This is a genomic window from Nocardioides seonyuensis (genome assembly GCF_004683965.1).
Taxonomy (GTDB): Bacteria; Actinomycetota; Actinomycetes; order Propionibacteriales; family Nocardioidaceae; genus Nocardioides; species Nocardioides seonyuensis.
This window is the reverse complement of sequence record NZ_CP038436.1, coordinates 749,738-775,615: the sequence shown is the minus strand read 5'-3', so window position 1 is coordinate 775,615 and position 25,878 is coordinate 749,738. Positions and strand designations below refer to the sequence as shown.

The 25,878-nt window shown below is 71.8% G+C and carries 21 protein-coding genes and 1 tRNA gene; 8 read left to right on the top strand and 14 right to left on the bottom strand.

What is annotated here, in order from left to right; translation table 11 throughout:
* Position 1: 1 nt before the first annotated feature.
* Positions 2 to 1,441, bottom strand: a complete 1,440-nt coding sequence (locus EXE58_RS19395; protein WP_167288675.1) for a hypothetical protein — start codon at positions 1,439 to 1,441, stop codon at positions 2 to 4.
* A 3-nt stretch (positions 1,442 to 1,444) separates the two neighbouring features.
* Positions 1,445 to 1,855, bottom strand: a complete 411-nt coding sequence (locus EXE58_RS03790) for a hypothetical protein (RefSeq protein WP_135266643.1) — start codon at positions 1,853 to 1,855, stop codon at positions 1,445 to 1,447.
* Positions 1,856 to 1,919: 64 nt separating this feature from the next.
* Between EXE58_RS03790 and EXE58_RS03785 the strand changes: the two genes are divergently transcribed.
* The 4 genes from EXE58_RS03785 to EXE58_RS03770 are packed head-to-tail and all read left to right on the top strand — an operon-like array spanning position 1,920 to position 6,086.
* A complete protein-coding gene (locus EXE58_RS03785) occupies positions 1,920 to 2,540 on the top strand; it encodes a hypothetical protein (RefSeq protein WP_135266642.1) in 621 nt (206 codons plus the stop codon).
* Between the two features lie 22 nt (positions 2,541 to 2,562).
* Positions 2,563 to 3,687 (top strand): S-(hydroxymethyl)mycothiol dehydrogenase, encoded by a 1,125-nt coding sequence (locus tag EXE58_RS03780; RefSeq protein WP_135266641.1) that lies wholly within the window; start codon positions 2,563 to 2,565, stop codon positions 3,685 to 3,687.
* Positions 3,684 to 4,307, top strand: a complete 624-nt coding sequence (locus tag EXE58_RS03775) for an MBL fold metallo-hydrolase (protein ID WP_135266640.1) — start codon at positions 3,684 to 3,686, stop codon at positions 4,305 to 4,307. The genes EXE58_RS03780 and EXE58_RS03775 overlap by 4 nt, the downstream gene beginning before the upstream one ends.
* Before the next feature lie 3 nt (positions 4,308 to 4,310).
* A complete protein-coding gene (locus EXE58_RS03770; RefSeq protein ID WP_135266639.1) occupies positions 4,311 to 6,086 on the top strand; it encodes a glycoside hydrolase family 3 protein in 1,776 nt (591 codons plus the stop codon).
* On the opposite strand, the gene EXE58_RS03765 is transcribed toward EXE58_RS03770, so the two are convergent.
* Positions 6,083 to 7,270 carry a class I SAM-dependent methyltransferase gene (locus EXE58_RS03765; protein ID WP_135266638.1) on the bottom strand — a complete coding sequence of 396 codons (1,188 nt, stop codon included), beginning with the start codon at positions 7,268 to 7,270 and terminating at the stop codon, positions 6,083 to 6,085. The genes EXE58_RS03770 and EXE58_RS03765 overlap by 4 nt on opposite strands.
* Positions 7,271 to 7,438: 168 nt before the next feature.
* Here EXE58_RS03765 and EXE58_RS03760 point away from each other — a divergent pair, with 168 nt between their 5' ends.
* Positions 7,439 to 7,939 carry a mycothiol transferase gene (locus tag EXE58_RS03760; protein WP_135269410.1) on the top strand — a complete coding sequence of 167 codons (501 nt, stop codon included), beginning with the start codon at positions 7,439 to 7,441 and terminating at the stop codon, positions 7,937 to 7,939.
* Positions 7,940 to 8,146: 207 nt separating this feature from the next.
* On the opposite strand, the gene EXE58_RS03755 is transcribed toward EXE58_RS03760, so the two are convergent.
* The 3 genes from EXE58_RS03755 to EXE58_RS03745 all read right to left on the bottom strand — a co-directional run bounded on the left by EXE58_RS03755 (position 8,147) and on the right by EXE58_RS03745 (position 13,984).
* Positions 8,147 to 9,463 (bottom strand): HNH endonuclease signature motif containing protein, encoded by a 1,317-nt coding sequence (locus tag EXE58_RS03755; protein WP_167288673.1) that lies wholly within the window; start codon positions 9,461 to 9,463, stop codon positions 8,147 to 8,149.
* A gap of 296 nt (positions 9,464 to 9,759) precedes the next feature.
* A complete protein-coding gene (locus tag EXE58_RS03750; RefSeq protein WP_135266636.1) occupies positions 9,760 to 11,100 on the bottom strand; it encodes a PAS domain S-box protein in 1,341 nt (446 codons plus the stop codon).
* Between the two features lie 139 nt (positions 11,101 to 11,239).
* Positions 11,240 to 13,984: a stealth conserved region 3 domain-containing protein gene (locus EXE58_RS03745; RefSeq protein ID WP_135266635.1), complete on the bottom strand. Its 2,745-nt coding sequence runs from the start codon at positions 13,982 to 13,984 to the stop codon at positions 11,240 to 11,242.
* A 45-nt stretch (positions 13,985 to 14,029) separates the two neighbouring features.
* Here EXE58_RS03745 and EXE58_RS03740 point away from each other — a divergent pair, with 45 nt between their 5' ends.
* Positions 14,030 to 15,091: a sulfotransferase family protein gene (locus EXE58_RS03740; RefSeq protein WP_135266634.1), complete on the top strand. Its 1,062-nt coding sequence runs from the start codon at positions 14,030 to 14,032 to the stop codon at positions 15,089 to 15,091.
* On the opposite strand, the gene EXE58_RS03735 is transcribed toward EXE58_RS03740, so the two are convergent.
* From EXE58_RS03735 to EXE58_RS03710, 6 genes are read right to left on the bottom strand one after another with little or no spacing between them, the layout of a single operon-like run.
* Positions 15,078 to 15,641: a hypothetical protein gene (locus tag EXE58_RS03735; RefSeq protein WP_135266633.1), complete on the bottom strand. Its 564-nt coding sequence runs from the start codon at positions 15,639 to 15,641 to the stop codon at positions 15,078 to 15,080. The genes EXE58_RS03740 and EXE58_RS03735 overlap by 14 nt on opposite strands.
* A 40-nt stretch (positions 15,642 to 15,681) precedes the next feature.
* Positions 15,682 to 16,788 carry an ATP-dependent DNA ligase gene (locus EXE58_RS03730; RefSeq protein ID WP_167288671.1) on the bottom strand — a complete coding sequence of 369 codons (1,107 nt, stop codon included), beginning with the start codon at positions 16,786 to 16,788 and terminating at the stop codon, positions 15,682 to 15,684.
* A 16-nt stretch (positions 16,789 to 16,804) separates the two neighbouring features.
* A complete protein-coding gene (locus EXE58_RS03725) occupies positions 16,805 to 17,506 on the bottom strand; it encodes an ABC transporter permease subunit (RefSeq protein ID WP_135266632.1) in 702 nt (233 codons plus the stop codon).
* Entirely contained in the window at positions 17,503 to 18,432 is a 930-nt protein-coding gene (locus EXE58_RS03720) for an ABC transporter ATP-binding protein (RefSeq protein ID WP_135266631.1), read from the bottom strand. Before EXE58_RS03720 ends, EXE58_RS03725 begins: the two co-directional genes overlap by 4 nt.
* Positions 18,429 to 19,304, bottom strand: a complete 876-nt coding sequence (locus EXE58_RS03715; protein ID WP_135266630.1) for an ABC transporter permease — start codon at positions 19,302 to 19,304, stop codon at positions 18,429 to 18,431. The genes EXE58_RS03720 and EXE58_RS03715 overlap by 4 nt, the downstream gene beginning before the upstream one ends.
* The gene (locus EXE58_RS03710) at positions 19,301 to 20,266 is read right to left on the bottom strand and encodes an ABC transporter ATP-binding protein (RefSeq protein WP_208544116.1); all 966 of its coding nucleotides are present in this window, start codon (positions 20,264 to 20,266) and stop codon (positions 19,301 to 19,303) included. Before EXE58_RS03710 ends, EXE58_RS03715 begins: the two co-directional genes overlap by 4 nt.
* A 109-nt stretch (positions 20,267 to 20,375) precedes the next feature.
* Between EXE58_RS03710 and EXE58_RS03705 the strand changes: the two genes are divergently transcribed.
* Positions 20,376 to 20,454: transfer RNA gene (locus EXE58_RS03705), tRNA-Gln, on the top strand.
* 123 nt (positions 20,455 to 20,577) lie between these two features.
* Here EXE58_RS03705 and EXE58_RS03700 read toward each other — a convergent pair.
* The gene (locus EXE58_RS03700) at positions 20,578 to 22,506 is read right to left on the bottom strand and encodes an Ig-like domain repeat protein (RefSeq protein WP_135266629.1); all 1,929 of its coding nucleotides are present in this window, start codon (positions 22,504 to 22,506) and stop codon (positions 20,578 to 20,580) included.
* A 202-nt stretch (positions 22,507 to 22,708) separates the two neighbouring features.
* Positions 22,709 to 24,355, bottom strand: coding sequence for a SulP family inorganic anion transporter (locus tag EXE58_RS03695; RefSeq protein ID WP_135266628.1), 1,647 nt, complete (start codon positions 24,353 to 24,355; stop codon positions 22,709 to 22,711).
* Between the two features lie 148 nt (positions 24,356 to 24,503).
* Here EXE58_RS03695 and EXE58_RS03690 point away from each other — a divergent pair, with 148 nt between their 5' ends.
* Entirely contained in the window at positions 24,504 to 25,862 is a 1,359-nt protein-coding gene (locus tag EXE58_RS03690; protein WP_167288669.1) for a glycosyltransferase, read from the top strand.
* Positions 25,863 to 25,878 lie beyond the last annotated feature (16 nt).

The following is a 25,878-nucleotide window of genomic DNA, read 5'->3' as shown; positions in this document are numbered from 1 at the left end:
GTCAGTCCAGGACCCCCGGAGCGACGTCCTCGTCGCCCAGCCAGTCCTGGTCGTAGACCAGCGAGTCACGCTCGGCGGGCGAGCGGCGCTCGCCCTTGCGCCCACCTTGGGTGGAGGCCATGCCGACCCCGCGGGCGCCCGTGCCCCCACGTCCGCCGGCACCGCCGGCGGCGCCAGCGCCGCGGCCGGTCGCTCCGGTGGCGGCAGCCGAGCGGGCGCCGGCTCCCGCCGCGCCGGCCCGCGACGTGGGACTCCCCGCGGAGCCGGCAGCGCCGCGGCTGATCGCGCTCGGCCCGCCGGTGCGACCGGTGGCGCCGATGCCCTTGACGCCTGCACTCCGCGCACCTGCCGAGCGGCTGGGCGAGCCGGCAGCGGACGCGCCGCCGCGAGCACCACCCGCTCCCAGAGCGCCTGCACCGGCAGCCAGTCCTGCTGCTCCGGCGCCGGTGCCGGCGCCGCTGCCGGTGGCACCGCTCACCCCGGACACCGGGCTCGAGGACACCGAGGAGCTCGGCTGGTAGTCGATCCCACCCTGGGGGGTGCCCGAGACCGACGTGATCGGCGTGTGGGGTGGCAGCGGCTCCGTCGGGTTGGTCGGAGGCAGGGGGTTCACGGGCGGCTCGACCGGCGGCAGCGGGGGCAGCGGCGGCGGAGGCGGCGGCGGGGGGCAGACGACCACCGGGGGCTCCACGACCGGGGGCGGTGGAGGCGGGAAGCAGATCGGGGGCTGCGGATTCTCGGGAGGCCTGGGCGGGATGGGCGTGAGCACGTGGCCACCGCCGCCACCGCCTCCACCGCCGCCGCCACCCGTCGGCGGAGCGGTGCTCGGGAAGCCCGGACCGGACGGCTGCCCGGGCGGCGGGGTGGGCGGCTCGGTCGGGTCCTCCTGGCCGTGGATCGCCTTCATCGGCGGAATCGCCTCGAGGAACTTCTCGTCGAGCTTGGTGACCTGGTTGGCGGCGGCGGTCTCCTGGTCGGCGTACGCGGTGTCCCAGTCGCTCCGCAGGTTGTTGCGCTCCCTGCGATCGTTGCCCTGCTGCGTGAGCTCGGCGTCGGTGAACGGGACGCCGGTCGCGGCGGGCGGGGTGTAGGGCTCCGGCTTCTCCTGGAGCTCCGGCATGTTGGTGAGCTTGGTGCGCGCGATCGACAGCCGTCCGGCCACCTGGACGAGCTCGGCTCCGGCAGCCTCCAGCTTCGCCGCCTTGTCATGGATCGAAGTAGCCGTGCTGGTCATGCTGGCCCGCAGCGCCGGGCCGGTCAGCGTCTCGCTGCCGATGCTCAGCTCGGCATCCTTGGCGGCGGCCTCCAGGGCGTCGGCGAGGAGCTTCAGCGCGCGGGCCTTGTCCTTCCAGTCCTGGCCGGCCAGGAGCATGTCGTCCTCGTTGGCACCCGTCAGGTAGGACTCGAGCTTGGCGCGATTGGGGCCCTTCACCACTGCCATGTCTCAGTCCTCGCTCGCGGGCGGCAGCGTGCACTGCCCGCCGTCGAAGGTCGGGGCCGCGATGCACTCGGTGGCGGCCTCGTAGTTGGTGAACATGATGCGGGTGTCCTCGGTGACGCCGGTGACGTCACTGGCGAACTGGCCCACCGAGGTCGACATCTCGCGGATGCCGGCCGCCATCTTGCCCAGCTCCTCGCGCACGGCCTGGTCGGCCATGCCGGCGTTGGTCGCCAACCGGTAGCCGCCGGTGTGGGAGCCTCCGAACCATGCCTCGCTCACGTTGAGCACCGACTGCGGCTTGATGCTGTCGGCTGTGGAGTCGAGCGTCGACATCAGGATGTCGATGGTGTCCGTGTCGAGGTTGAGGCCCTTCATCGTGTCGCCGAGCAGGGCTCTGTCTTCGGGGAGGAGCATGTGTCCCGCCTTCCCCGGTGCGCTCACCTCTAAACATGGAATTTGTTGCGGCTAGGGTCGAGACATGTCTCGGTCGGTCCCACGCTCATCCCTGGCTACGCTCCTCCTCGTCCCCGCGCTCGCGCTGGGCGCGTGCGGCGACTCGGGAGCCGGCGAGCCCTCCGAGGGTTCCAGCGCAGCGACCAGCACCGCCAGCACCTCGCCCTCCGAGGCGCCTCCCACGGTCGAGCCGGCTGACGGCCCGTGGATGAAGGTCCCGGGGGCGAGGATCCGCACGCCGAAGAACTGGGTGATGGTCACCGACTACCTGGGCCTGGTGATGACCCGCCGGGACAAGGACCTGCGGGCCTCCGTCGCCCTCTCGCCGGCGTTCGTGGACGGGACACCGACCCTCGACCAGCTTGCGCGCCAGATGAAGAAGCGCGCGATCTACGTGCCCAAGGGGAGCAAGCGGCTGGAGGACGTGGTCGTCGGCGGCACGCTCTACGGCTTCCACTTCCGCAACACGTCCAATCGCCAGGAGATCACCGATGCCTACGGCGTCGTCAACCACGGTGGCGAGTGGACCATCACCTTCGACTTCCCGCGCATGGTGATCAACGACAAGGAGCCGATGGACGCGCAGGAGCGCCAGGAGCTCATCGACTCGGTCCTGGCCACCTTCGAGAACATCTACCCCGACTGAGCGTCGGACTGAGGAGTCCCCCATGCAGCAGGTCAAGGCGGTCGTCGCCCTCGCGAAGGGTGAGCCGGTCACCCTCACGACCATCAACGTCCCCGACCCGGGGCCGGGCGAGGCGCTGGTGAAGGTCCAGTCGTGCGGGGTCTGCCACACCGACCTCCACTACCGCCAGGGCGGCATCAACGACGAGTTCCCGTTCCTGCTCGGCCACGAGGCCGCAGGGATCGTCGAGCAGGTCGGTCCCGATGTCACCGACCTCGCGCCGGGCGACTTCGTCGTCCTGAACTGGCGGGCGGTGTGCGGCAGCTGTCGGGCCTGCCACCGCGGCGAGCCGTGGTACTGCTTCGCCACTCACAACGCGACGCAGAAGATGACGCTGGCCGAGGGCGACCGGGCCGGCACGGAGCTGACGCCGGCCCTCGGGATCGGCGCCTTCGCCGAGAAGACCCTCGTCGCCGCGGGGCAGTGCACCAAGGTCGACCCCTCGGCCCGGGCGGCTGCGGTCGGCCTGCTCGGTTGTGGCGTGATGGCCGGGCTCGGCGCCGCGCTCAACACCGGTGCCGTACGTCGTGGCAGCACCGTCGCGGTGATCGGCTGCGGTGGCGTGGGTGCTGCCGCCATCGCGGGAGCGGTGCTCGCGGGCGCGTCGACGGTGGTCGCCGTCGACGTCGACGACGCCAAGCTCGAGGGAGCCCGTGCAATGGGAGCCACCCACCTCGTCAACTCCCGCGACACCGACCCGGTCGAGGAGATCAGGCGGCTCTGTCCACCCGCCGACGCCACCGGACACGAGGGCGGGGCCGACGTGGTCATCGACGCGGTGGGCCGCCCCGAGACGTGGAAGCAGGCGTTCTACGCCCGCGACCTGGCCGGGACGCTCGTGCTGGTCGGCGTGCCGACGCCGGACATGAAGGTGCCCGACATCCCGCTGATCGACGTCTTCGGACGCGGGGGAGCGCTCAAGTCGAGCTGGTACGGCGACTGCCTCCCCTCGCGCGACTTCCCCATGCTCGTCGACCTCTACCAGCAGGGGCGACTCGACCTCGACGCGTTCGTGAGCGAGGAGATCGCCCTGGGGGACGTCGAGGCGGCCTTCGAGAAGATGGAGACTCCCGGTCAGGGCGTGCTGCGCTCGGTGGTGACGCTGTGAGCGCGCGGGTCGACCACGCCGTCGTGTCGGGCACGTTCTCCCTCGACGGGGAGACCTTCGACGTCGACAACAACGTCTGGGTCGTCGGGGACGACGAGCAGTGCGTCGTGATCGATGCACCCCACGACGTCGACGCCATCATGGCGGTCGTGGCCGGGCGGGCGGTGAAGGCCATCGTGTGCACCCACGCCCACGACGATCATGTCCGTGTCGCCCCGGCCCTGCGCGAGCGCACCGGCGCCCCGATCCTGCTGCACCCTGCCGACCGGCCGCTGTGGGAGCTCACCCACGGGGGCGACGAGGAGGGTGCGGAGCTGTGGGACGTCGACCTGTCCGACGGGCAGTCGATCACCGTCGGCGGTGCCGCGATGACGGTGCTGCACACCCCCGGCCACGCACCCGGGGCCGTCTGCCTCTACGTCCACGACCTGGGCTGCGTCTTCACCGGCGACACGCTGTTCGAGGGAGGGCCGGGTGCGACCGGCCGGTCGTTCAGCGACGCCGACCTGATCGTCGACTCGATCCGGTCGCGACTGCTGGCGCTCCCCGACGAGACGGTGGTGCACACCGGGCACGGCCCCGACACCACGATCGGCGCCGAGCGGGACAACCTCGGCTGAGGCGTGCGCCCGACCGCCGCGCTCGTGCTGACGCTGGGGCTCCTGCTCTCGGCGTGCGAGGGCGACGCCACCGAGCGCCCCGACGAGTCGGCGCCCGGTGCGGCGACGGCCACGGAGACCCCGCCGACGCCAGCCGAGGGCCTGGGGCTGCGTGAGGGGTGGGGCCCGGATCTCGCCGGGCTCGACCGGGCGGCGCGGATCGTCGGACGGATGCGGCTTCCTGACCTCGCCGGCCAGGTGATCGTCGCGCAGTGGCGCGGCACCCGCGCCCCGGTACGGCTCGTGCGCGACCTCCACCTGGGTGGGGTGATCGCGTTCGCCGACAACGTCGCGTCCGCGGACCAGGTGCGGGCCGTCAACACCGCGCTCACCCAGCGCGCCCGCCGCCCTTGGCCGCTGTTCCTCGGCGTCGACCAGGAGGGCGGGGTGGTCGAGCGGCTGCGCGGCGCGGCCACCCGCTTCCCGGCGTTCATGAGCGCCGGCGCCGCGCGGAACGCGGTGCTTACCCGGTCGTCGTACGCCGCCCTCGCCGCCGAGCTGGGCGGGCTCGGCTTCACGGTCGACTTCGCCCCGGACGCCGACGTGACCAGCGGGCCGGGTGACCCGACGATCGGCTCCCGCGCGGCGTCCTCGGACCCGCTGGTGGTCGCCGAGCACGTGACGGCGGCCGCCATGGGCTTCGCCGCACGCGGCGTGGTGCCGGTCGTGAAGCACTTCCCCGGGCACGGGTCCGTCCCCGACGACAGCCACCTGACGCTGCCGGTCCAGCACCGCTCGCGTGCCGAGCTCGAGAAGGTCGAGCTGGTGCCGTTCGCGGCCGCAGTCGGCGCGGGGCTGCCGGCCGTGATGGTGGGGCACCTCGACGTCCGCGCAGTCGACCCGCGTCGGCCCTCGTCACTGTCGCGCAAGGTCGTCACCGGGCTCCTCCGCCGGGACCTGGGCTTCGAGGGGCTCGTGGTGACCGACTCCCTGTCGATGGCCGGCGTTACGCGGGGACGCACCACGGCCGGCATCGCCGTCGGCGCGATGAGGGCCGGGGCCGACGTGCTGCTGATGCCCGCCTCCCCGCGGGTCGCCCGCGACGCCCTCGTGCGCGCCGTGCGCCGGGGCGAGCTGCCGCGTCGGCGCCTCGAGCAGGCGGCCGCGAGACAGATCGCCCTGCTGTCCCACGTCGCCGGTGGCCGTGGCAGGTCGAAGGGGTCGGCCCCCGGGTCGGCGAAGGGGGCCTCGCGCGCACTCTCGGCAGCGGCGGTCACCGTCGTCGCCGGGCCATGCCAGGGACCGCTGGTGGACAGCGTCGTGCACCCGTACGGCGACCCAGCGGCCGTCGCGGCGTTCTCCACTGCGGCCGTCGCTGCGGGGATCACGGTGCTGCAGCGCCGTACCCCTCCCGCCCGGCTGACTCGGGTCGCGCCCGAGCCGGAGCGGAAGGCCAAGGAGAGGCGCCGGCACTTCCGCAAGCGGCTGCGGCGCTGGGAGCGCCGCGAGGACCGCCGTGAGCGTCGGCTGGACCGTTGGGAAGCGCGCGAGGAGGCCAGGCTCGCGGCAGGCACGGCCATCGGCTTCACCGGCTACCGCGACGCCCCGGTGGACGGGGCGGTCGCGGTGGCCACCGACTCGCCCTGGGTCCTCGGAGCGGTCACCGCACCAGTGCGGATCGCGACCTACGGCGACACCCCCGGCGCGATGTCCGTGCTCGTGGAGGTGCTGCTGGGCCGGGCGTCGGCTCCGGGGAAGCTGCCCGTGCGGGTGGCTGGAGTCGAGCGGACGGGCTGCTAGAACGGCTGGACGAGCAGGGCCGTGCCGGATCCGTCGACCCGGGTGAGCACGAGCGTCGCCTCGTTGTCGCCGTGCAGCGCCAGGCGCTTGCGGAGCTCGTCGGGGACGACGTCGACGCCCCGCTTCTTGATCGTGAGCCGGCCGATGGCGCGCTCGCGGAGGGCGGCCTTGAGCTGCTTCTCGCGGTAGGGCAGCTGCTCCAGCACGCGGTAGGACCTGGCGAAGGGCGTGTGGAACGAGGCGTCGGAGGTGATGTAGGCGATGTGCGGGTCGACCAGCCCGCCCTCGACGCCTGCGGCGACCGCAGTGACGAGACCGGCGCGGATCACGGCGCCGTCGGGCTCGTAGAGGAAGGCGCCGAGGTCGCGCACCGGGCGGTCCCGGCCGACGAACGGGTCGTCCTCGTCGGTGATGCTGGCCAGGCCCGTGCCGCCCAGGACGGTGGCACGCCGACTGACGGTCGCCAGCGAGGACGACCACAGCGCGGCCTCCTTGACCTCACCCCCCTCGCTCACCCACTCCGCCTCGACTCCTTCGGGCACGAGGTCGTGGGGGATGCCGGGGGCGACCTTGACGACCGCACGTCGGGCGAGCAGCTCCTCGACCCAGGGCCACGGGGGCGTCCAGCCGTCGGCGTCGAAGACGCGTCCACGGCCGCTGCGGCGCGCCGGGTCGGCGAACGCGGCGTCGAAGCCGGAGGTGTCCACGGCCGTGGCGTCGGTCGCCATGACCGCACCCGGCAGCCCGAGCGCGGCGAGGTTGGCCCTCGCGATCTCCGCCCGCACGGGGTCGAGGTCGACCCCTGCGGCAACGAGCCCGGCGCGGGCGAAGGCGATGAGATCGCCCCCGATCCCGCACCCGAGGTCGATGACGCTCCCACCGGGGATCGCGGTCGCCAGGCGGGCTGCACGGTGTGCCGCGACGCGGGTGCGCGTGGCCTGCTCGAGGGCGTCCGGGGTGAAGTACATCCGGGTCGCGTCGGCCCCGAACTTCGCGACCGCCTTCGCCCGCAGCTGGACCTGCGTGAGTGCTGCAGCCGCGCGGTCGGCGTTCGGCTCCGTACGACGCACCGCCGCCGCAGACCGCACTGGGTCACCCTCGTGGTCGGCCCAGGCGTGCGTGGCGTGCACGAGCAGCTGCTGCCCCTCGTCGGTCAGCAACCAGGCGAAGGTCTCGGCGTCCACGCAGGTGATCCTGACAGAGACGCCTTTCGGGTGCGGGGCGGGATCGCAGCAGTGGGAATGCGTCTGTGTTCCGAAGCCTCCTCTGTGCCGTGGCCGCCGGGGGCTGCCTCGGCGGTCGCACCCGACGATGAGCGCCCTCACCGCGTCGAGTTGACTGCCCTGGTGGAGATGAACTCGGAGCAGACCACCAAGGGCGAGCTCTTGGAGCGGCTCGACGCCACGCGCGCGCATGTCGCAGAGCAGGTGTTGAACATGCCTGCGGCAGCTCGCCGCCGTTCACATGTCCCCTCTGGCTGGACGCCACGAGGTCTCGTCAGGCATCTGACCCTCGATGTTGAGCGGGTCTGGTTCCGCGCAGTCATGGCGGGCGAGCCTGTGGAGATCCCTCAGGGATACGACGGCTGGACGGCGCCCGAGACGCAGAGCGACGAGGAACTACTCGAGCGTTATGCAGCCGAGTGCCGGCTGGCTTCGGCAGCCATCAGCGACTTGCCGCTGGACGCAAAGCCCGCCTGGTGGTTCGAGGACGGCGGCAACCCTCCTCACTCCTCGTTACGAGCGGTCCTGCTGCACGTGATCGTCGAGACCGCGACCCATGTCGGCCACCTGGACATCTGCCGCGAGCTGGCCGATGGCGGACAGCGATTGGTTCTCGACGAACCCACCTGACGCGCAAGCACCTGCGGTGATGCGCTGGCCGGCGTGGAGGCCGCGGTGACCCCACAGTGCACCCAGACGAGCTCGAGTCGCTGGCGAGGCCCTGAGCTCTTCCAGTCAATCGGGACCACCCATGAGGGAGAGATCATCCCGCGCCGGCCGGCCCTCGACGTGCTTGTGCCCCCGCCGAGTGGTGCTGCGGCGGGGTGCGGGGCGCGGTCAATGTCGTAGGTCGTCGTTGCTTGAGGAAGGACGACGACGTTCGGTGGTTGAGGAAGGACGGAGTCCTGTCTCGAAACCAGATGAAGCCAGTGGCGAGGTGCCGTCATGGTCGCGGAGGTAGCGGTGGCCGTGGGGGCTGGTCCACTCGAAGACCCCGGGCTCGACCATGGTGTAGCGCCATCCGGTGTGGGTCTTGAGTCGGTGGTGGAAGGTGCACAGGGCGGCGAGGTTCGCGGTTGAGGTGGGGCCGGGTTGGGGTCTGCCTTCTGCTTGTGCGTCGTGGTCGTAGGGCTCGATGTGGTCGACCTGGCAGCGCCGGGCTGGTCGTGTGCAGTGTGGGAACACGCAGGTCCGATCTCGCAGGATCACGTGGTCGCGCATTCGGTCGGGGATCGCGTAGCCGTTGGCTCGCGACGGCTGGTTGAGGTCTATGACGGGTTTGAGGACCACACGGGTGTGGGAGTCGCCGCACCAGGACCTGACCTGGTCGAGCAGGAGCAGGCGTTGGCCTTCCTCCATCCGACCGAGGTGGTCGAAGGAAATGCCGCCGTCGCCGACCGCGGCTGCGGTGAGGTGGATGTGCAGGACGAGCTGGCGGGCCGCGGGGGTTTCGAGACGGCGCTGGCGCGCCTCCTCAACCACCGAACTCTGCTCAACCACCGAAGGTGGCTGGCCGTCCTCGACCACCGAGGACTCGTGACCGAGGAGACCGGCGAGGTCCATCGAGGTCTGGGTGCGGGCGAGGTGCCCGAGCGCGGTGGCGCGGCGGGCGTCCAAGGACTCGGTGGAGCCGAGTGTCTTCAAGGTGGCGGCGTGATGAGACAGCGTGTGGTCGAGGTCGAGGGCATCGATCAGGTCGAGGGAGGCGTTGACGGCGATGGTGCCGCACCGGGAGACGATGTCCTTCTCGATGGTGAGGTGCCGGGTCTCACCCGGGGACCTCTCGTCGTCGGGGTCGGTGGTGTCGAGCTGGAACCGGGTGATGGCCTCGGTGACCAGCCGGTCGAGCTGGGCGGCGCCGACCTTGCCGGCCACCGCCGCGACCTGGGCGTCGATCCAGCCGGCGGCTTCCATCGACAGGGCGGGGGAGGCGTGGGCGGTGGCCTCGGCCACCAGCCGTGCCCGCCACGCCGGAACCTGACCGGACTGGACGGCTGCCCAGAGCCTGGGGAGGCGGTGCCTGAGTTCGAGGGCGTTGCCGATCAGCCGCTTCGCCGCGGTGGTGGAGACACCCAGGACTGCACCGAGCTCGGCGCAGCAGAACTCCGCCACCAGCGGCGTGCCCGGGTCCGGCGAGGGGTTCCTCGTGCTCACACCCCGGGATCGAGAACCCGGCGGCGTGGTGGATGGACTCGGGCGGGTGCAGGTCGGCCCACTCCGCAGCCAGCGACAACTGGCGGGCAGCCGCGGCCTGCTCGACGACCCGCTCGGCCTTCACCTCCGCCAGCACCGCAGCCGCAGAACCCGGCTGCGTGGTGGTGGCGGTGGTGGCTGGCATGCCTCAATCCAACAGGAGGCCACTGACAGTCGGAGGTCGAGGAAAGCGCCATTCCACAAGGGTTTCGAGACAGGACTTCGTCCTTCCTCAACCAGCGACGGGGCGTCCTTCCTCAACCAGGGAGCGCTGGTGCTGGTCTCAGCCCGGCGACGAAGACGCGCTCGCCCTCCTGTCTGCGCACCTCGACGAGCATCTCGACCGCGACCTCGGAACCGTCGCGTCGCAGGAACGGTACGACGACGGTGCGGCCGAGCAGGGGGCTGCGTCCGTTGCTGAGGTGGAGCGTGAGCCCCGCCAGGTGAGCCTGGTGGTAGCGCGCCGGGATGATCGCCACCAGTCGGCGGCCCACCAGCTCGGCCGACGTGTCGTACCGGAGCAGCTCGCAGGCACCTGGGCTGGCGACGACGATCCGGCCGTTGACGTCGGCGGCGAGGACGGCCTGGCCCGGCGTGGCGATCACGTCGTCCTCCCAGGGAATCGGCGAGACCGCGTCGGTCGTCGCCACGTCGGGATCGCTCCACCAGGCGGAAGGCGGTCCTCCGTGGGCCTGCCTCGACACCTCCTGGCACAGCCAGCGGCGCAGCTCGCGGACCTCCGGCTGGATCGGGGGAGTCAGGAACGTCCCGGACTCCGCGAGACCGAGGGCTGTCTCCATGGTCTCGTCCAGCACCCGGAAGTGGGGGACGGAGGCGCGCGGAACGTGCAGCACGACGCGCCGGGAGGAGAGCTCGGGATCCACCGCCTGCGCCATGACGGTCGCCGGGTCCTCGCCGAGGTGGGGCACGAGGATGTGCTGGTTCAGCAGGGAGATGGCGTCGCTCGCGGCCGCATGGGCGGCCAGTACCTCCATCGGGTCGTCGTCGTCGAGGCTGACCAGCAGGTATTCGCGGAGCATCGCTTCGGCGTGCTCCTGCCAGGCGGCGTGGAGGAGCAAGGGAGTGTCGAGCAGCACGACGTCAACCGCGTCGTCGTACGGGCCCCGGGCGGCCCCGCCCTGGCCTTCGCCTGCCGCGACGGGCATTGGGACGTTCTCGTCCAGCTCGTCGTTCCCGTCCAGCTCGAACCAGACCGTCTTGCCGTCGGGCAGCGGGAGGGTTCCCCAGCTGTCGCCGAGCTGCTGCAGCAGCTTCAGCCCACGGCCGGTCCCGGCCATCCCCGCGTAGCGGCGCGGGGATGGCGCCTGCGTGCTGCCGTCGGACACCTCGACGCGGAGGCCCGCCTCTCCCACGAAGGCGTGGAAGTCGATGGGCGTCCCTGCGTGCACGAGCGCGTTCGTGACGACCTCGCTGACCAGCAGCTGCGCGGTGTCGACGAGCTCGTCGCGGTGGGCCGATGCCAAGACCTCGCGCACCATCCGGCGCGCCGCGGCGACACTCGAGGGGTGGGCGAGCAGCGTCTGGCCCTGGGCGTCATCCGCCCCACGGGAGGAACCGGGGTGTCTGTGCGGTGTCACGGCACGCTCGCCACCAGGCCCGAGATGCACGGCCAGCGCCTTGTGCCCATGCCCCTACCAACGATCGGGGTCGCGGGAGGTTACCCCCGGCGACGAGTCCGCGAGCGGGGCGAGAGCACGTCGGGGCACCGGAGCCGGCCTACTTCTCCCAAGGAGTGGCGACGGGGAAGTACCGCTCCAGGAAGTCGTGGAGCAGGGCGTCGGCGCGCTCCTCGTCGAAGGCGGACAGCAGGTTGTCGGCGACACAGAAGAAGTCGCGGTCGCGACGCATCATGCTCTGCAGCTGGCTGGGGAGCTGCTGGTGGCCGAGGTCGACGTAGCCGCCGTGGGCGGAGCCGCGGAAGGCGGCACCGGTGACGAGGCCGTAGTTCTGGGCGAAGGACGACAGCAGCGAGACGTCCGTCTCTGAGCGGAAGGGGGAGCGGGTCGTCGCGTCGACTGCCGGGGCGAAGCGTTCGGCGATCTCGGACAACACGGACACCCGCTGCGGGTGCGGGCTGTGCATCATCGTCTGGGTGATCGCGACGCCGAGCTCCTCGAGCAGCAGCCGGCGGTTGTTCTGTGCGGCGGTGAGGTAGGGCCGGTCGTCGGTGCCCGGCAGCCCCACGGCGCGGTGGTCGGCGACGAAGGCCGCGGGGGCACCGCTGGGGGAGAAGAAGTGCTCCGGCCTGCGCGGCCGGCCCAGGAACACGTCGTCGTTGACGTAGATGAACTGCTCGGCCAGGTCGGGCACCGCGTGGAGGCGGGTCTCGATCGCGTGCGAGCTGAAGGTCGGGAGCGCGTCAGCGGGGAGGATGTCACGGTGGTCGACGAGCCGGATCCTCTCGTGGTCGGTGTCCAGCCACGTCGGCACCTGCCCGGCCGTCACGAGGTGGATGCGGCGCACCCACGGCGCGAACAGGTGGAGCGAACGCATCGAGTAGCGCAGCTCGTCGCGGCTGCGGTAGCGCTGGGCGCCCCCCGCCCGCTCGGACGGCTGCTGCCCGAGCCCGACCAGCCGCGCGTCGCGGGCGTCCTGCCACGCAGGGTCGTCGCCGTCGACCCACGTGTAGACGACGTCCACCTCGAACCGGCAGTCGTCGGGCGTGGGATGGGTCATCAGGGTGAGCGTGGGCACCGCGACGCCACAGACGTCGTACGACGTCCGCTCGGCCGAGTCGAGCAGTGCGGCCGGCACCCGGTCGCCGTAGCGGTTGAGGTGGGGCGCGAGCAGGTCGCCGGCGGGCGACTCCTCCCAGAACTCCACGGCGACGCCGGTGTCCTGGGAGAGGAGGCCGTCATGGCCGCCGCGTCCGGGCCACGGCTCCACGAAGACCGTGGCGGTGCGGGTGCGGGCCAGGTCGGCGCCGAGGGCCTCGAAGGTGCCGCGGCGCTCGTGCCAGCCGCGCTCCTCGGGGTCACGCAGGGAGAGCCAGGTGGGCGCCCGACCCGAGGCCAGTGCCGCGAGGAAGCCGGCGCGGCGAGGGGCTGGCACGACGACCACCGGGTGCGGGTCGAGCCCCCGGGGCGGGATGACAAACCACCGCTCGCCGGTCGTGGCCGCGGCCGCCGCGACCACGCGCAGCGCCTCGGTGCGGGCCTCGGCGGGGGTGGTGCCGACCGCGAAGTCGCCCTCGGGCAGGTCACCCAGTGGGCCCGGGCGCAGCCCGTGGAGGACGCGGCGCGGAGCCAGCGGGTCGGCCCGCCGGGCGACGGCGGTGCGGAAGACGTCGACCCAGCGCCGGGCGATGGCCACGGGGTCCCACTCGGTGGACCGCTCGAGGGCCGCCCGGCCGAGTCGTGACCGCAGGTCGTCGTCACCCGCGAGGCGCAGCATGGCGGCGGCGAGGGCGGCCTTCGAGCCGGGCGTGACGAGCAGCCCGTCGACGTCGTGGGTGATGATCTCGCGCGGCCCCGACGGGCAGTCGTAGCTGATGGGCGGGACGCCGGCGGCCATCGCCTCCTGGAGGATCAGGGGGTAGCCCTCGCCCCGGGAGGCCAGCACCGCGATGCTGGTGGCGGCCCACTCGCTGGTCATGTCCTCGGTGCTGCCCGGCAGCGCGACGCGGTCCTCGAGACCGAGCTTGCGGACCTGCGCCGCGAGGTTGTCGGCGCGGGGACCGTCGCCCCAGATGCGCAGCGTCCAGCCGGGAAGCTCCTCGCAGACCCGGGCGAAGGCGTCGACGACGTGCTCGAACTGCTTCTCCGGAGCGAGCCGTCCTGCGGTGACGAAGGTCTTCTGGTCGAGCGTGGAGCGGGGCTGCTCGTCGGACGCGAGCGGGTTGGGCACGACGACCAGCTCGGGGGCCGCCCCGCCGAGCCTGCCGGCCAGCCAACGCGACATCGACTCGGTCAGCGAGGCGACCACGTCGGCGCGCGGCGCGAACTCGAGCAGCGCTCCCATGTCGTTGACCCTCCGCGAGGACGCCCGGTGCTCCTGGTGCACCAGCGCGACGTCGTCGGGGGCGAGCTGGGCGACGACGGCCAGCAGCTCGGGGGTGGTGGTGACGACGACGTCGGCGTCGAGCCGGCGGAGGTGGGCGCGCAGGGTGGCGTCGGTCAGGCCGCTGAAGGTCGCGTCCCAGCTGCGGGGGACCAGCAGCGACTCCCGCTCTCCCAGCTCGGCGGGATGGTCGCCGGAGAGGGCGACGGGTCGCTCGCCGCGCACGTCGACGAGGTAGGTGAGCCCCACGCCGTCGGCGAGGGCGTAGTGCGGGTGGTCGGCACTGCGGGTGACGCTCAGGACCGAGACATCGTGTCCCTCGCCCAGTGCGGCAAGGGCGTTGGCCTGCGCGATGCCGGACCGGGCGGTCCCGCCCATCCCGTCGGCGTTGAAGAGGACGTAGACCACACGGAGGCCGTTGCGCCGGCGCAGCACCGACCGGACCCCTCGCTTGACCGCCACACCGTCGATCCTAGAGGGAGCCACCCGGCCGATAAGGTGACCGCCATGCCCACCCCCCTCGTCCTCGTCTCCGGGTCGGGCCGCAGCGGCACCAGCTCGCTCGCCGGCACCCTGAAGCGGCTGGGCCTGCACGTGCCCCAGCCCGAGGTGGAGGCCTCGGAGACCAACCCGCGCGGGTTCTACGAGCCGAAGTGGGTCATCGACTTCCACAAGCGCCACCTCAAGGAGCTGGCGCTGTTCAACATCGACAGCCGCCCCGCGGCGGTCGACCTGGTGGCGTCGTACGTCGCCTCGGGGGTCCCGAGCGGTGAGCTGCGGGAGTGGCTCGCAGGTCAGCTCGAGCCGGAGCAGGTCGTGGTCAAGGACCCGCACGCCTTCTGGTTCGCCCGGGTGTGGGAGGAGGTCAGCGCCGAGCTCGACGCCGACCTGCGCTGGCTGACGGCGCTGCGCCACCCGGCCGAGGTCGTCGGCTCACGCGAGATCGCCTACCTCTCCAGCCAGTCCGACGAGCTCCGCCTCACCAAGGAGACCTCCAACGTCGCCGGCTGGGTGCACGCGGCGCTGCTGACCGAGCACGCCGGTCGTCGCCACAAGCGCGCGTTCGTGCGGTACGGCGACCTGCTCGCCGACTGGCGCACCGCCCTCGAGCCGGTGCAGCACCAGCTCGACCTGAGCTTCAACACCGACCTCGACGAACGCGAGCCTCATCCCGTCGACGACTTCATCGAGCCGTCGATGCGCAAGTCCCAGCTCACCTGGGACGACGTGCGCACCCCCGACTGGCTGCGCGAGATGGCCGAGGAGGTCTGGCAGCTGCTCGGCGCCCTGGTGGCCGAGCCGGCCGACGAGGCCTCCATGGCGAGACTCGACCAGATCCACGAGGACTACAAGGCGCGCTACGCCGATGCGGTGGCGCTGACCTTCGACCACACCAAGGCCGAGTCGACCCTGGCGGGCCGGGAGGCGCGCGACGCGCAGCGCGCGACGGTGGCCAACCTGCGACGCGAGCTCGCCGAGGCGAGGCAGTCCACCGGGGGCGACATCGGTGGCCGCGAGGCGGTCCGCATCCTCGGCCGGGCCGCGCGCCGCCGGATCAGAGGCCGCTGACGCCCTCTCCGCCGCCCGACTGCTCGTCGAACGTCTCGTGCTCGATCAGGTGGAGCACGGGCACGCCGAGCTTGCGGCGGGCGCGAGAGGTCCAGTCGACGTGGAAGAACTCGGCGACCACGTGGGGGCGGGTCAAGATGATCGTCTCGCGCGCGTCCACCTCGGAGACCTTCTCCACCAGGGCGTCCACCGGAGGCGCGGTCGTCACGGAGCCCTGTGCCTGAGCGCCGGTCTGGCGAAGCGCGCCGAGAGTCGCCTCGAGGTCGGACTCGGAGCGCTCCTGGCACTCACGTCGCACCGACTCGATGTCGATGTCACCGAGGGCCAGCCCGGGGGAGGCCATCAGGTCGCCGGCACCGAGGGTGCCGAGCGAGGACTCGATGCGAGCGGCGGCGTCCTCCAGCGGCAGCAGCACGTGGTAGACCACCTGGTCGCTGATCTCCTCGTGGAGCGAGTGCACCTGGGCGGCATCGGTGGCGGACATGGCCTGCTCCACCAGCAGCACGACGTCGTAGGTGCCGTGGCCGTCGTGGATGCTGTCCTCGGTCATTGCTGTCTCCCTGGTCTGGTCGAGCCTGGTCTGGTCGAGCTCAGTCGGTGCTCAAGATCCGCGTGAGGTCGTAGCCGGCGGGCTCCTCGAGCTGAGCGTATCCGCAGGACTCGGGGTCGCGGTCGGGCCGCCACCGCTTGAAGTGGGCGGTGTGGCGGAACCGGTGCCCCTCCATGTGGTCGTACTTCACCTCCAGCACCCGCTCGGGACGCAACGGCGTGAAGGAGAGGTCCTTGCCCTGGCTCCAGCGGCTCTGCGTGCCCGGCACCCGGTCGGGGTTGGCGGTCAGGAACTCGTTCCACCGGCCCCACGGGTGGTCGGCGATGTCGACCACCAGCGGCTGGAGCTCCTCCCACAGCTCGGCGCGGCGCTTGGCGGTGAAGCTGGCCGAGACGCCGATGTGCTGCAGGTCGCCCGAGGCGTCGTACAGGCCCAGGAGCAGCGAGCCGACCAGCGGCGCCTCGGGCGTGGAGGTCTTGTGCTCGCGGTAGCCGGCGAGAACGACGTCGGCAGTGCGCTCGTGCTTGATCTTGAGCATGGTGCGCTTGTTGGGTTGGTACGACGCCCCCAGCGGCTTGGCGACGACCCCGTCGAGCCCTGCTCCCTCGAACTCGTGGAACCAGCGCTCGGCGACCTCGGGGTCCTCGGTGGTGCGGGTGAGGAAGCACGGGCCGCGGCCGTCGAGGCGGGCGAGCGCCTCGGTGAGGGCGGCCCGCCGCTCGGTCAGCGGGCGGTCGAGGTAGGACTCCTCGCCGAGGGCGAGGAGGTCGAAGGCCACGAACCCGGCCGGGGTCTCCTCGGCGAGCCTGGTGATCCGGCTGGCGGCCGGGTGGATGCGCTCCTGGAGGGTCTCGAACTCCAGGCGCCACCCCTGGGGGCCCTCGAGGCCGACGAACAGCTCGCCGTCGAGGACGACCCGGTCGGGCAGCTGCTGGCGCATCGCCTCGACCACCTCGGGGAAGTAGCGGGTGAGCGGCTTGGTGTTGCGGCTCGTGAGCTCGACCTCGTCGCCGTCCTTGAAGACCAGGCAGCGGAAGCCGTCCCACTTCGGCTCGAAGCTGAGGCCGCCGTGCTTGGCAGGGTCGGGCACGCCGGACACGCTCTTGGCGAGCATCGGGAGCAGGGGTGGCATCACGGGAAGGTCCACGGTGCCGACGCTATCCCTACTCGTCCCCCGTCAGTGCGAACGAGCGCAGCCGGTCGCCGGCGAACCAGAGCCCGCCGACGGTGACCACCAGGCAGGCGGCGAGTGCCCACGGCAGGTTGGCCGGCGCGTCGAGCACCGAGGAGACCTCGTGGCCGATCCGCACGCCCCACGCGGTGACGCTGAGCCACGCGATGCCGCTCAGGATGCTGCCGAGGAGGTTCTCCCAGATCAGCACGAAGACCAGGCCGATCACGACGGCGTGGCGGGTGAGGGCCGACAGTGCGAGGAACAGGGCGCTGTAGGCGGTTCCGGCGGCCGCGGCAGCGACGAACCACGCGAGCGCCTGCTCCCCTCCGCCGGCGACGAGCCCGGCGACGAGCAGGGAGCCCGCGCCGACCACGATCGTGGTCGCCCACGCCACCACCCACTTGGAGACGGCGACGACGTGGCGGTCGACGGGCTTGGAGAGCAGGTAGACGACCGAACCGTCGTCGACCTCGGGCCCGAGCACGGCCGAGGAGGCCAGGATGGCGACGAGGGGCAGCACGAGAGGCAGGCCGAGGATCGCGACCAGCTGGAAGCCGGCGTCGCCGTCGGCCATCGCGACGAGTGCGCCGGTGAGCGCGAGCATCAGCACGGGGAACGCCACCAGGACCCAGAAGCGCCGGCGGCCGAGCAGGGCCTGGAGGGCGAGCTTGGTGATCGTGGAGTTGATCATCGGGCCGCTCCCTGCCGGTCGACGAGGTAGGCGAAGACGCTCTCGAGCGACTCGTCGCTGGGCGAGAGCTCGAACAGCGTGACGCCTTCGGTGCGCGCCAGGCCCGGGAGGGTGGAGGCGAACGCCCCCAGGTCGGTGACCTGGACGCGCAAGGCTCCCCGGGGATCGAGGGCCACCGACTGGACCGAGGGCTGGGCCATCAGCACGGCACCGAGCCGACGGTCGTCGCTGGAGGTGATCGAGTAGCGCACCGGGCGGTCTGTCATCAGCCTGCGGATGGCCCCGAAGTCGCCGGAGGCCGCGTGGCGCCCGGACACCACGACCTCGATGTGGCGTGCGAGCCGCTCGACCTCCTCGAGGATGTGGGAGCTGAACAGCACGGTCCGGCCCTCGTCGCCGAGGCGCCGCAGGAGGTCCATCAGGTGCATCCGCTGACGCGGGTCGACCCCGTTGAACGGCTCGTCGAGCAGCAGGATCGCCGGGTCGTGCACCAGTGCCGCTGCGATCTTGATCCGCTGCCGCATGCCCTTGGAGTAGGTGTCGATACGCCGCTGGGCCGGCTCGACCATGTCGACCACGCCGAGGATCGTCTCCGTGGCGGCTGCAGCCTCAGGCAGGCGGTGGAGGTCGGCGTTGGCGCGCACGAACTGCCGACCCGTGAGGTAGCCGAAGCTCAGCTCGCGCTCGGGGACCAGCCCGATCTGGCGGTAGGCGTCGGTGCGGCGCCACACGGGCTCGCCGTCGATGGTCACCGACCCCGACGAGGGGGGAAGGAAGCCCGACATCATCGCCATCAGCGTGGTCTTGCCGGCGCCGTTGGGTCCGAGCAGTCCGGTCACGCCCGGCCCGATCGTCATCGAGATGTCATTGACGGCGACGACGTTGCCGAACCAGCGGGAGACCTTGTCGAGGACGAGCGTGCTCATCGGGCACCGACCTTGGTGAAGCGACGGACGAGCAGCAGCACGCATGCGCCGCTGACTGCGAGGGCGGTCGCGACGTAGACGACGACCCAGGTCGCCGAGAGCGACACGATCGACCGGCCCCCGGAGTCCCAGGCCTCGGCCAGGCCGTTGTGGAGGGTCCACGGGGAGAAGAGGCCGGCCACCTCGCCGACGGCGCTGATCCCCTCCTCCTGGCTGATGGCCTGGAAGATCAGCACGATCCCGACCACGACGATCAGCACGATGATGGACGCCACCACGGCGAAGCCGCGGCGCAGCGCCCACGAGGCGATGAGGCCCGTGAGCCCGGCGAGCAGGCAGGCCAGCAGGACCTGCAGCGCCAGGGACTTCAGCAGCAGCGGAGTCTCCTGGCCGGCGTCGAGCCCGGCCAGCAGCGCGCCGGCGTAGAGCACGAGCGTCGGGAGCAGCGTGAAGACGAGCACGGCCGTCGCCAGCGAGGCCCAGCGGGTCAGGGCGAACAGCGCCGGTGAGAGCGGTCGGGCGAGGTAGAGCACGATCGAGCGGTGCCGCAGGTCGCGCGAGAACAGCACCGGTGCCTGCGCCGCGGCGAAGAGGCTCACCACCATCTGGAGCTGGCTGGTGTAGGCGGTGTAGGACAGCGGCAGCTCGTCGAGCTCCACGATCGTGACGACCCCGACGATGATCAGGGCCGGGAGGACGTTGAGGCCCAGCAGCAGGAAGGGCAGCACCTTGGACCGGCCCGAGCGACCCAGGCCGTAGGCGTGGCGCATGCCGGTGACGAACAGGGTGCGGGCCAGCGTGAGGTCGGCCTCCCGCTGGCCGTCGTAGCCGCGGTAGCCGATGTCGTGGATGACGCCGGTGCGCTCGGTCATGCCGGGCCTCCGGGTGCGGCTGCGCCGGCGGTCGTCGAGGAGCTCATGAAGACGTCCTCCAGGTGGGCCTGGTCGGGCTGGATGCGCACCAGCGCCAGGCCAAGGTCGGCGGCGGTGTCGCGTACGACGTCGTGGACGGCGAGGCCTTGTGGCGGCGGGTCGACCGCCACCAGCTGGCCCCGAGGGTGGCAGGTCAGGCCGGCTCGCGCGAGCGCCTCGCCCAGCTGGTCACGCTCGGCGTCCCCGCCGATCACCTCCACCAGCAGTCCGCCCGTGTGCTTGAGGAAGTCGGCGGTGGCGCTGGATCGCAGCAGGTGGCCGCCGTCCAGGACGATGACGTGGTCGCTCACCCGCTCGAGCTCGCCGAGGAGGTGGGAGGTGACCAGCACGGCGATGCCGAAGTCGCGTCCGATCCGCTGGACCAGGTGCAGCATGTCGACGCGGGCGGCTGGGTCGAGGCCGTTGGTCGGCTCGTCCAGGAAGACCAGTCGTGGGTCGTGGACCAGTGCCTGGGCGAGCTTGGCGCGCTGCTTCATGCCGGTGGAGTAGCCACCCATCTGGCGGTAGCGCTCCTCGTCGAGCCCGACGTGCCGCAGGATGTCGGCCGCACGCTCCCGGGCGGCGGTCGCCGGCAGCCCCGACATCCGTCCCATGTGCACCACGAAGTCGCTGGCGCTCACGTCGGGTGGCAGGCAGTCGTGCTCCGGCATGTAGCCGACGAGCCGGCGGATCTCCTGTGCCTGGCTCGAGATGTCGTGGCCCAGCACGCGCGCGGTCCCGTCGGTGGGGTCGAGCAGCCCGAGCAGGATCTTGATCAGGGTGGACTTGCCCGCACCGTTGGCGCCCACGAGGCCGGTGACGCCCTCGCCCACGCTCACGGTCAGGTCGGTCAGGGCCTCGACCTGGCCGAACCTCTTGGTCAGGCCTGAGGTCTCGATGACCCGCGCCTCTCCGATTGTCACGGGCGTCACGCTAGCGGTCTCGAGAGACACTGCCCATCAGGGATCGCCCCGGCTCCTGTGAGGGTCTGGTGAGGGTCGGGCCCCGCGGACTCTAGGCTGGGTCGCACATTCCCCGGTTGGTCTGCCGGCAGGGCCCGCCTGACTTTGAATCAGGACTAGCGACGTAGGTTCGACTCCTACCCGGGGAGCAAGGCTCGCGGCAGCGCCGCAGTGCTCGAGCGTGCTGCGTCCGCCACTGCCGCCGGCGAACCGGACGGTGCAGATCATCCCGTTGTCGGTCAGCGCGGATGCGGTCCCACTCGGTGGGCGGCCTACTTCCGGACGCGGAGGACCAGGGACGATGAGGATGGCGCGAGGCTGGCCGACCCCGAGTACGTCACCGCCAGCCTGACCCTGCCCGCCTTTGCGAACTTGCGGAGCCGCGCCGTTGCCATGCCGTTCTCGACGGCCGCCCTACTGATCACCCTGCCCTTGCGCAGGACCCGGACCGTGCCCGTGGCCCTCGCGTCGGAGACCCGCACTCTGAGCCGTACGGCCATGCCGACGCGGACCTTCCTGGGCGCCTTGGCCCGCACGGTGCTCGCGGACCGGCTGGGCGTCGGGGTCGTCGGGGTCGTCGGCGTCGGGGTCGGGGTCGGGGTTGTCGGCGTCGGGGTCGTCGGCGTCGGCGTGGCCGCGGTCGATCCCGGGGCCAGCACGCCGGTGCTGGTATTGACGGTGACCGTGCCGTTGGGCACGAGCGGGCTGACGTTCCCGAAGCGGTCCTGGGCAAAGACGGAGTAGCTGTAGGTGGTGTTCGTCGCCAAGCCAGTGAGGGTGACGCCGGTGACCACGCCCTCGGGCAGCGCGACGCTGCGGCCGGATGTGGCGCTCTCCGGCGGTCTGGTGCCATCGGCCCGGCGGACGATGCTCCTGCGGAGTTCGACGTCGGGGTTGACCCAGGAGAGGGTGAGACTCGTGGGGGACTCGAGCGTGGCGGTCGTGCCGGTGACGGGCCCAGGGAGGGCGGCGGGGAACGTGAGGCTCGTGGGTGTCCCTGCATTGCCCGCCAGATCCACGGCGAACACTGAGTAGGAGACCTGCTGGCCGGTGGGTACCCCGGCGGTGTCGGTGGCGTACTGCCGAGGCCAGGTGACCGGGATGTCGACGCCGTCCGTCACCTGTGCGGGTGGCACGGCGCCGGACGCCCTCCGCACGATGAACCGATGGACGTCACCGTCGGTCAGTCCGTTCGGACGGTTCCAGTTGAGGGTGACTTTCGTGTTCGAGAGCGCCGAGGCGTAGAGATTGCGCACCTGCGTGGGCGGGGGATCATCGGCGATCACCACGCTGTGCATCGCCTTGGCAGAGATCTGGGTGACGCCGGTGATGTCCTCCGGGATCTGCTGAATCCCGAAGGCCTCGTCTCCCCACGTCGCCACGGTCCCGTCGGGGAACGCTACGAGGCTGTGAGTTCCCCCGGCAGCGATCATGGAAACGGGCGGCAGGTCTTCTGGCACGCTTGACTGACCGAACTCGTCGCTGCCCCAGGCCACCACGGTGCCGTCGTCGCGCATCGCCATGCTGTGGTTCCAGCCTGCCGCCACGGCAACCACGTCCTTGAGACCAGCGGGGACGTCGGTCTGTCCGTACTGGTTGCTGCCCCAAGCCTTGACGGTGCCGTCAGTCAGCAGGGCGACGTTGTGCCAGCCGCCGCCGTCGATGGCCACGACGTTCTTGAGGTCGCTGGGGACGTCGGACTGGCCGTGCGAGTTGCTTCCCCACGCGCTCACCTTGCCGTTGTCGTGGAGGACGAGGCTGTGGAAGCGGCCGCCGGAGATGTGGGCGATGTCGTCGAGGCCGTCGGGTGCCGTGGCCTGCCCGTGCGTGTTCTGGCCCCACATCACCAAGGAGCCGTTCCGCTTGAGGGCCATGGAGTGGAACCCCCCGGACGCGACTTCCACGACGTCGGTGAGGCCCTCGGGGACGTCGCTCTCCCCGTAGGTGTTGTGTCCCCATGAGACGACCGTGCCGTCGTTCTTGAGGACCACGTTGTGAGCTGTGGAGGAGATCTGCTTCACGTCGCCGAGGCCCGGCACGATGTCGGACTCGTTCCACGTGTTGCGTCCCCAGGCCAGGACGGTCTTGGTGTCGACGGAAGTCGTCGTCTCGGCCGGCGCGACCGTGCAGAGAGCCGTGGTGACGAGCACGATGACGAAGACGAAGCCGGCAGGTCGCGCCCAGGTGTTCGAGATGCTCATGCGACTTCCTCAACAGTGATGGCGCCTACCCCCCGCTGGGGCACCTCTCCTCAAGGTAGGTCCGGTGCGCCCCGCCCCGGATCCCTCACATGGGGTATTGCCGTGCAGACTGAACCCGGTCCGGCACCGCAGCCATGCGCACGCGAGCGCGCCCGAGGGCCCGCACATCGCCGGGCTCTGGTCGCTCTGGGCTCGGGGCTGCTCAATCCGGGCTGGTCGTTGCGCGGTACGCCTCGAGCGCGGTGGGCAGCGTGTGGAAGATGTGCTCGGTGCCGATCCGCTCCAGGATGCCGCTGGGCGCCAGGACGTCGCGCGGGTCCTGTTTCAACCGCGCCAGGGCCAGCACGATGCCCTTCTTCTCCAGCTCGGCGCGGAGCGCCTCGAGGGCGTCCGCGCCGGTGAGGTCGACCTCTCCCATCGCCTCGGCGTTGAGGAGGACCCACCGGGGCTCGTAGCGTGCCACGGACTCCCGCACACGGGTCAGGAAGTTGTCGGCGTTGGCGAAGAACAGCGGGGCGTCGTAGCGGTAGACCAGCAAACCGGGCACGACCTCGGCGTCGTCGTAGTCGTCGACGTCATGCATGCCCGCGAGCTCGGGGACGAGCCCCTCCACCGCGTCGTGGGGGCGCGCGACGCGGCGGAGCACGTCGCCGAGCGAGAGGGTGACCGCGACGAGCACCCCGGGGAGGACGCCGAAGACGAGGACGCCTACCGTCGTGGTGAGCGCGATGAGCAGCTCGGTCCGGCGGTAGCCCGCGATCCGGACGAACTCCGAGACGTCGACCAGGCGAAGGCCGGCATAGACCACGACGGCCGCCAGGGCAGGCTCGGGGAACCGGGCGAGCACCGGTGCGAGCGCCGCGACGAGGACCACTGCGGCCACGAGGGTCGACAACCCGGACCAGCGGGACCTGCCGCCCACGGCATCGATGATCGCCGTACGGCTGCCCGAGCTGCTGACCGGGAAGCCGTGCACCACCCCGGCTGCGACATTTGCGGCGCCCAGGGCAAGGAGCTCGCGGCGGGCGTCGATCCGGTCGCCGTGCCGGTCACCGAATGCGCGGGCGGTGAGCACGTTGTCGGTGAAGCCGACCACGGCGATGGCCAGGGCGGTGGTCAGCAGCGCCCAGGACCCCAGCGACGGCACTGCTGGCAGGCCGAGGGTGGGCAGCGAGAGGTCAAGGTCCCCGACGACGGCCACGCCGACCTCGGAGAGACCGGCCAGGGTCACGGCGAGCGTCGCCCCCAGCATCCCGGCCAGGGGCACCGGTCCCGTGGGCCACACCCGATTCCCGACCAGCAGCACCGTCAGTGTCGCGAGGCACACCACCACGGTCGGACCGTGGATCGCCGACGGGTGCTGCACCACCCACCAGACCTCTGTCAGGAGGCCGGCCTGCGGGACGTCGGCTCCCGTGCCCCTGCCCACCTGGGACAGGATCATCAGCCCGGCGATGCCGGCCATGTAGCCCACCAGGACGGGCTTGGACAGCAGGTCGGCGAGGAACGCCAACCCGCCCGCCGCGGCGATGAGGCACACGGCTCCGACCGCGAGCGCGAGCAGCGCGGCGGTGTCCTGGGCAGACTCGCCGGGGACCGTGATCGCGGCCAGCGCGGCACCGGTCATCAGGGCCGTCGTCGACTCCGGTCCCACCGAGAGCTGGGGTGAGGACCCGAGCACGAAGTAGACCGCGAGCGCGACGAAGGCCGCCCACAACCCCGCCTCGGGCGGCATCCTGGCCAGACCGGAGTAGGCCAGCACCTGGGGGACCAGGTAGGCAGCCACCGTGACCCCGGCGAGCGCGTCGGCCCGTAGCGCTCGCGGCGCCGGGGGCCGAAGCTCGCACATGGCCGGCTCCCTTGTCCGACGAAGCGGCCTCTGGCCTGTGCGTGACGGACCAGAGGCCGCGTTGCCCCTCCATCGTCGCGCAACGCAACGTTCAGCGTCAGGGCCGAAGGGCCCTGGTTCCCCCACACGCTGGGTGAACTCCGGCACCATGAGCAGCATGCAGCAGGTGGAGGTCGTGCCCGTCCCGCTCGAGCGGCTCGCGTCGCTGCTGCCGCCCGAGCGCGTCGAACGCATGGATCACTACGCCGCGTTGGCGCGGGAGGGGCTGTCGGGACGCACGGTGTGGAACCTCAACTCCACCGCCCACGGGGGAGGCGTGGCCGAGATGCTCCACACCCTCGTGGCCTACGCCCTCGGCGCCGGCGTCGACGTCCGATGGCTGGTGGTCGGCGGTGATCCCGACTTCTTCGCCGTCACCAAGCGCATCCACAACTGGCTGCACGGCGTTCCCGGTGACCACGGGGCGCTCGACGAGGCCGCGCGCGCGGCGTACGACGACACGCTGGCGCGGCAGCGCGACGAGGTGCTCGACCTCGTCCAGCCCGGCGACGTGGTGCTGCTCCACGACCCGCAGACCGTCGGTCTGGCGGGGCCCCTGCGTGCCAGGGGAGCCCTGGTGGTCTGGCGCTGCCACGTGGGGCTGGACGCGCGCAACGAGTGGACACGTGGGGCCTGGGACTTCCTGCGTGGACTGGTCGCGCCGGCCCACGCGTGCGTCTTCTCCCGTGAGGAGTTCGCGCCCGAGTGGCTCGACCGGTCGCGGTTGCGCATCATCCCGCCGTCGCTGGATCCCTTCAGCCCGAAGAACGCGGACCTGGACGATCACCTGGTCGAGGACCTGGTGCACCGCGACGGCCTGGTGGTGGAGGGCGGCCCGCTGGCCACGGTGGGTCGAGCCGTGCTGCAGGTCAGCCGTTGGGACCGGCTCAAGGACATGGCCGGCGTGCTCGAGGCGATTGGCGGACACGTCGACGACCTGCCGCCCGACGTCCACCTCGTGCTCGCCGGCCCCGAGACGACCGGCGTGGCCGACGACCCCGAGGCCGCCGAGGTCCTGGACGAGTGCCGAAGCCTGTGGCGATCGATGCCGGAGGCGGCGCGCGCACGCACCCACCTGCTGTCGGTGCCCATGGCCGACCCTGACGAGAACGCCAGGATCATCAACGCCCTGCAGCGCTGGGCGACGGTCGTCGTCCAGAAGAGCCTGGCCGAGGGCTTCGGCCTGACGGTGACCGAGCCGATGTGGAAGGGCCGTCCCGTGGTCGCCTCGGCCGTGGGCGGGATACGCAACCAGGTCGAGCACGGCGTGAGCGGCCTGCTGCTCGACGACCCGACGGACGGAGCCGGCCTGGTCGACGCCGTCGCCTCCTTGCTCAATGACCCAGCGCGCTGCGAGTCGATGGGCCGCGCCGCCCACGAGCGGGTGCGCGACCAGTACCTCGCCGACCGCCACCTCATCCAGTACGTCGAGCTCTTCGCGCAGCTCGTCGACGAGAACGAGGCCTGACCACCCGCCGGGACGC

What these genes read in the sequence shown, in the direction of transcription:
- EXE58_RS19395 (WP_167288675.1), bottom strand. Translation starts at nt 1,441, where the DNA reads ATGGCAGTGGTGAAGGGCCCCAATCGCGCCAAGCTCGAGTCCTACCTG.
- EXE58_RS03790 (WP_135266643.1), bottom strand. Translation starts at nt 1,855, where the DNA reads ATGCTCCTCCCCGAAGACAGAGCCCTGCTCGGCGACACGATGAAGGGC.
- EXE58_RS03785 (WP_135266642.1), top strand. Translation starts at nt 1,920, where the DNA reads ATGTCTCGGTCGGTCCCACGCTCATCCCTGGCTACGCTCCTCCTCGTC.
- EXE58_RS03780 (WP_135266641.1), top strand. Translation starts at nt 2,563, where the DNA reads ATGCAGCAGGTCAAGGCGGTCGTCGCCCTCGCGAAGGGTGAGCCGGTC.
- EXE58_RS03760 (WP_135269410.1), top strand. Translation starts at nt 7,439, where the DNA reads ATGAACTCGGAGCAGACCACCAAGGGCGAGCTCTTGGAGCGGCTCGAC.
- EXE58_RS03740 (WP_135266634.1), top strand. Translation starts at nt 14,030, where the DNA reads ATGCCCACCCCCCTCGTCCTCGTCTCCGGGTCGGGCCGCAGCGGCACC.
- EXE58_RS03735 (WP_135266633.1), bottom strand. Translation starts at nt 15,641, where the DNA reads ATGACCGAGGACAGCATCCACGACGGCCACGGCACCTACGACGTCGTG.
- EXE58_RS03725 (WP_135266632.1), bottom strand. Translation starts at nt 17,506, where the DNA reads ATGATCAACTCCACGATCACCAAGCTCGCCCTCCAGGCCCTGCTCGGC.
- EXE58_RS03720 (WP_135266631.1), bottom strand. Translation starts at nt 18,432, where the DNA reads ATGAGCACGCTCGTCCTCGACAAGGTCTCCCGCTGGTTCGGCAACGTC.
- EXE58_RS03715 (WP_135266630.1), bottom strand. Translation starts at nt 19,304, where the DNA reads ATGACCGAGCGCACCGGCGTCATCCACGACATCGGCTACCGCGGCTAC.
- EXE58_RS03700 (WP_135266629.1), bottom strand. Translation starts at nt 22,506, where the DNA reads ATGAGCATCTCGAACACCTGGGCGCGACCTGCCGGCTTCGTCTTCGTC.
- EXE58_RS03695 (WP_135266628.1), bottom strand. Translation starts at nt 24,355, where the DNA reads ATGTGCGAGCTTCGGCCCCCGGCGCCGCGAGCGCTACGGGCCGACGCG.
- EXE58_RS03690 (WP_167288669.1), top strand. Translation starts at nt 24,504, where the DNA reads ATGAGCAGCATGCAGCAGGTGGAGGTCGTGCCCGTCCCGCTCGAGCGG.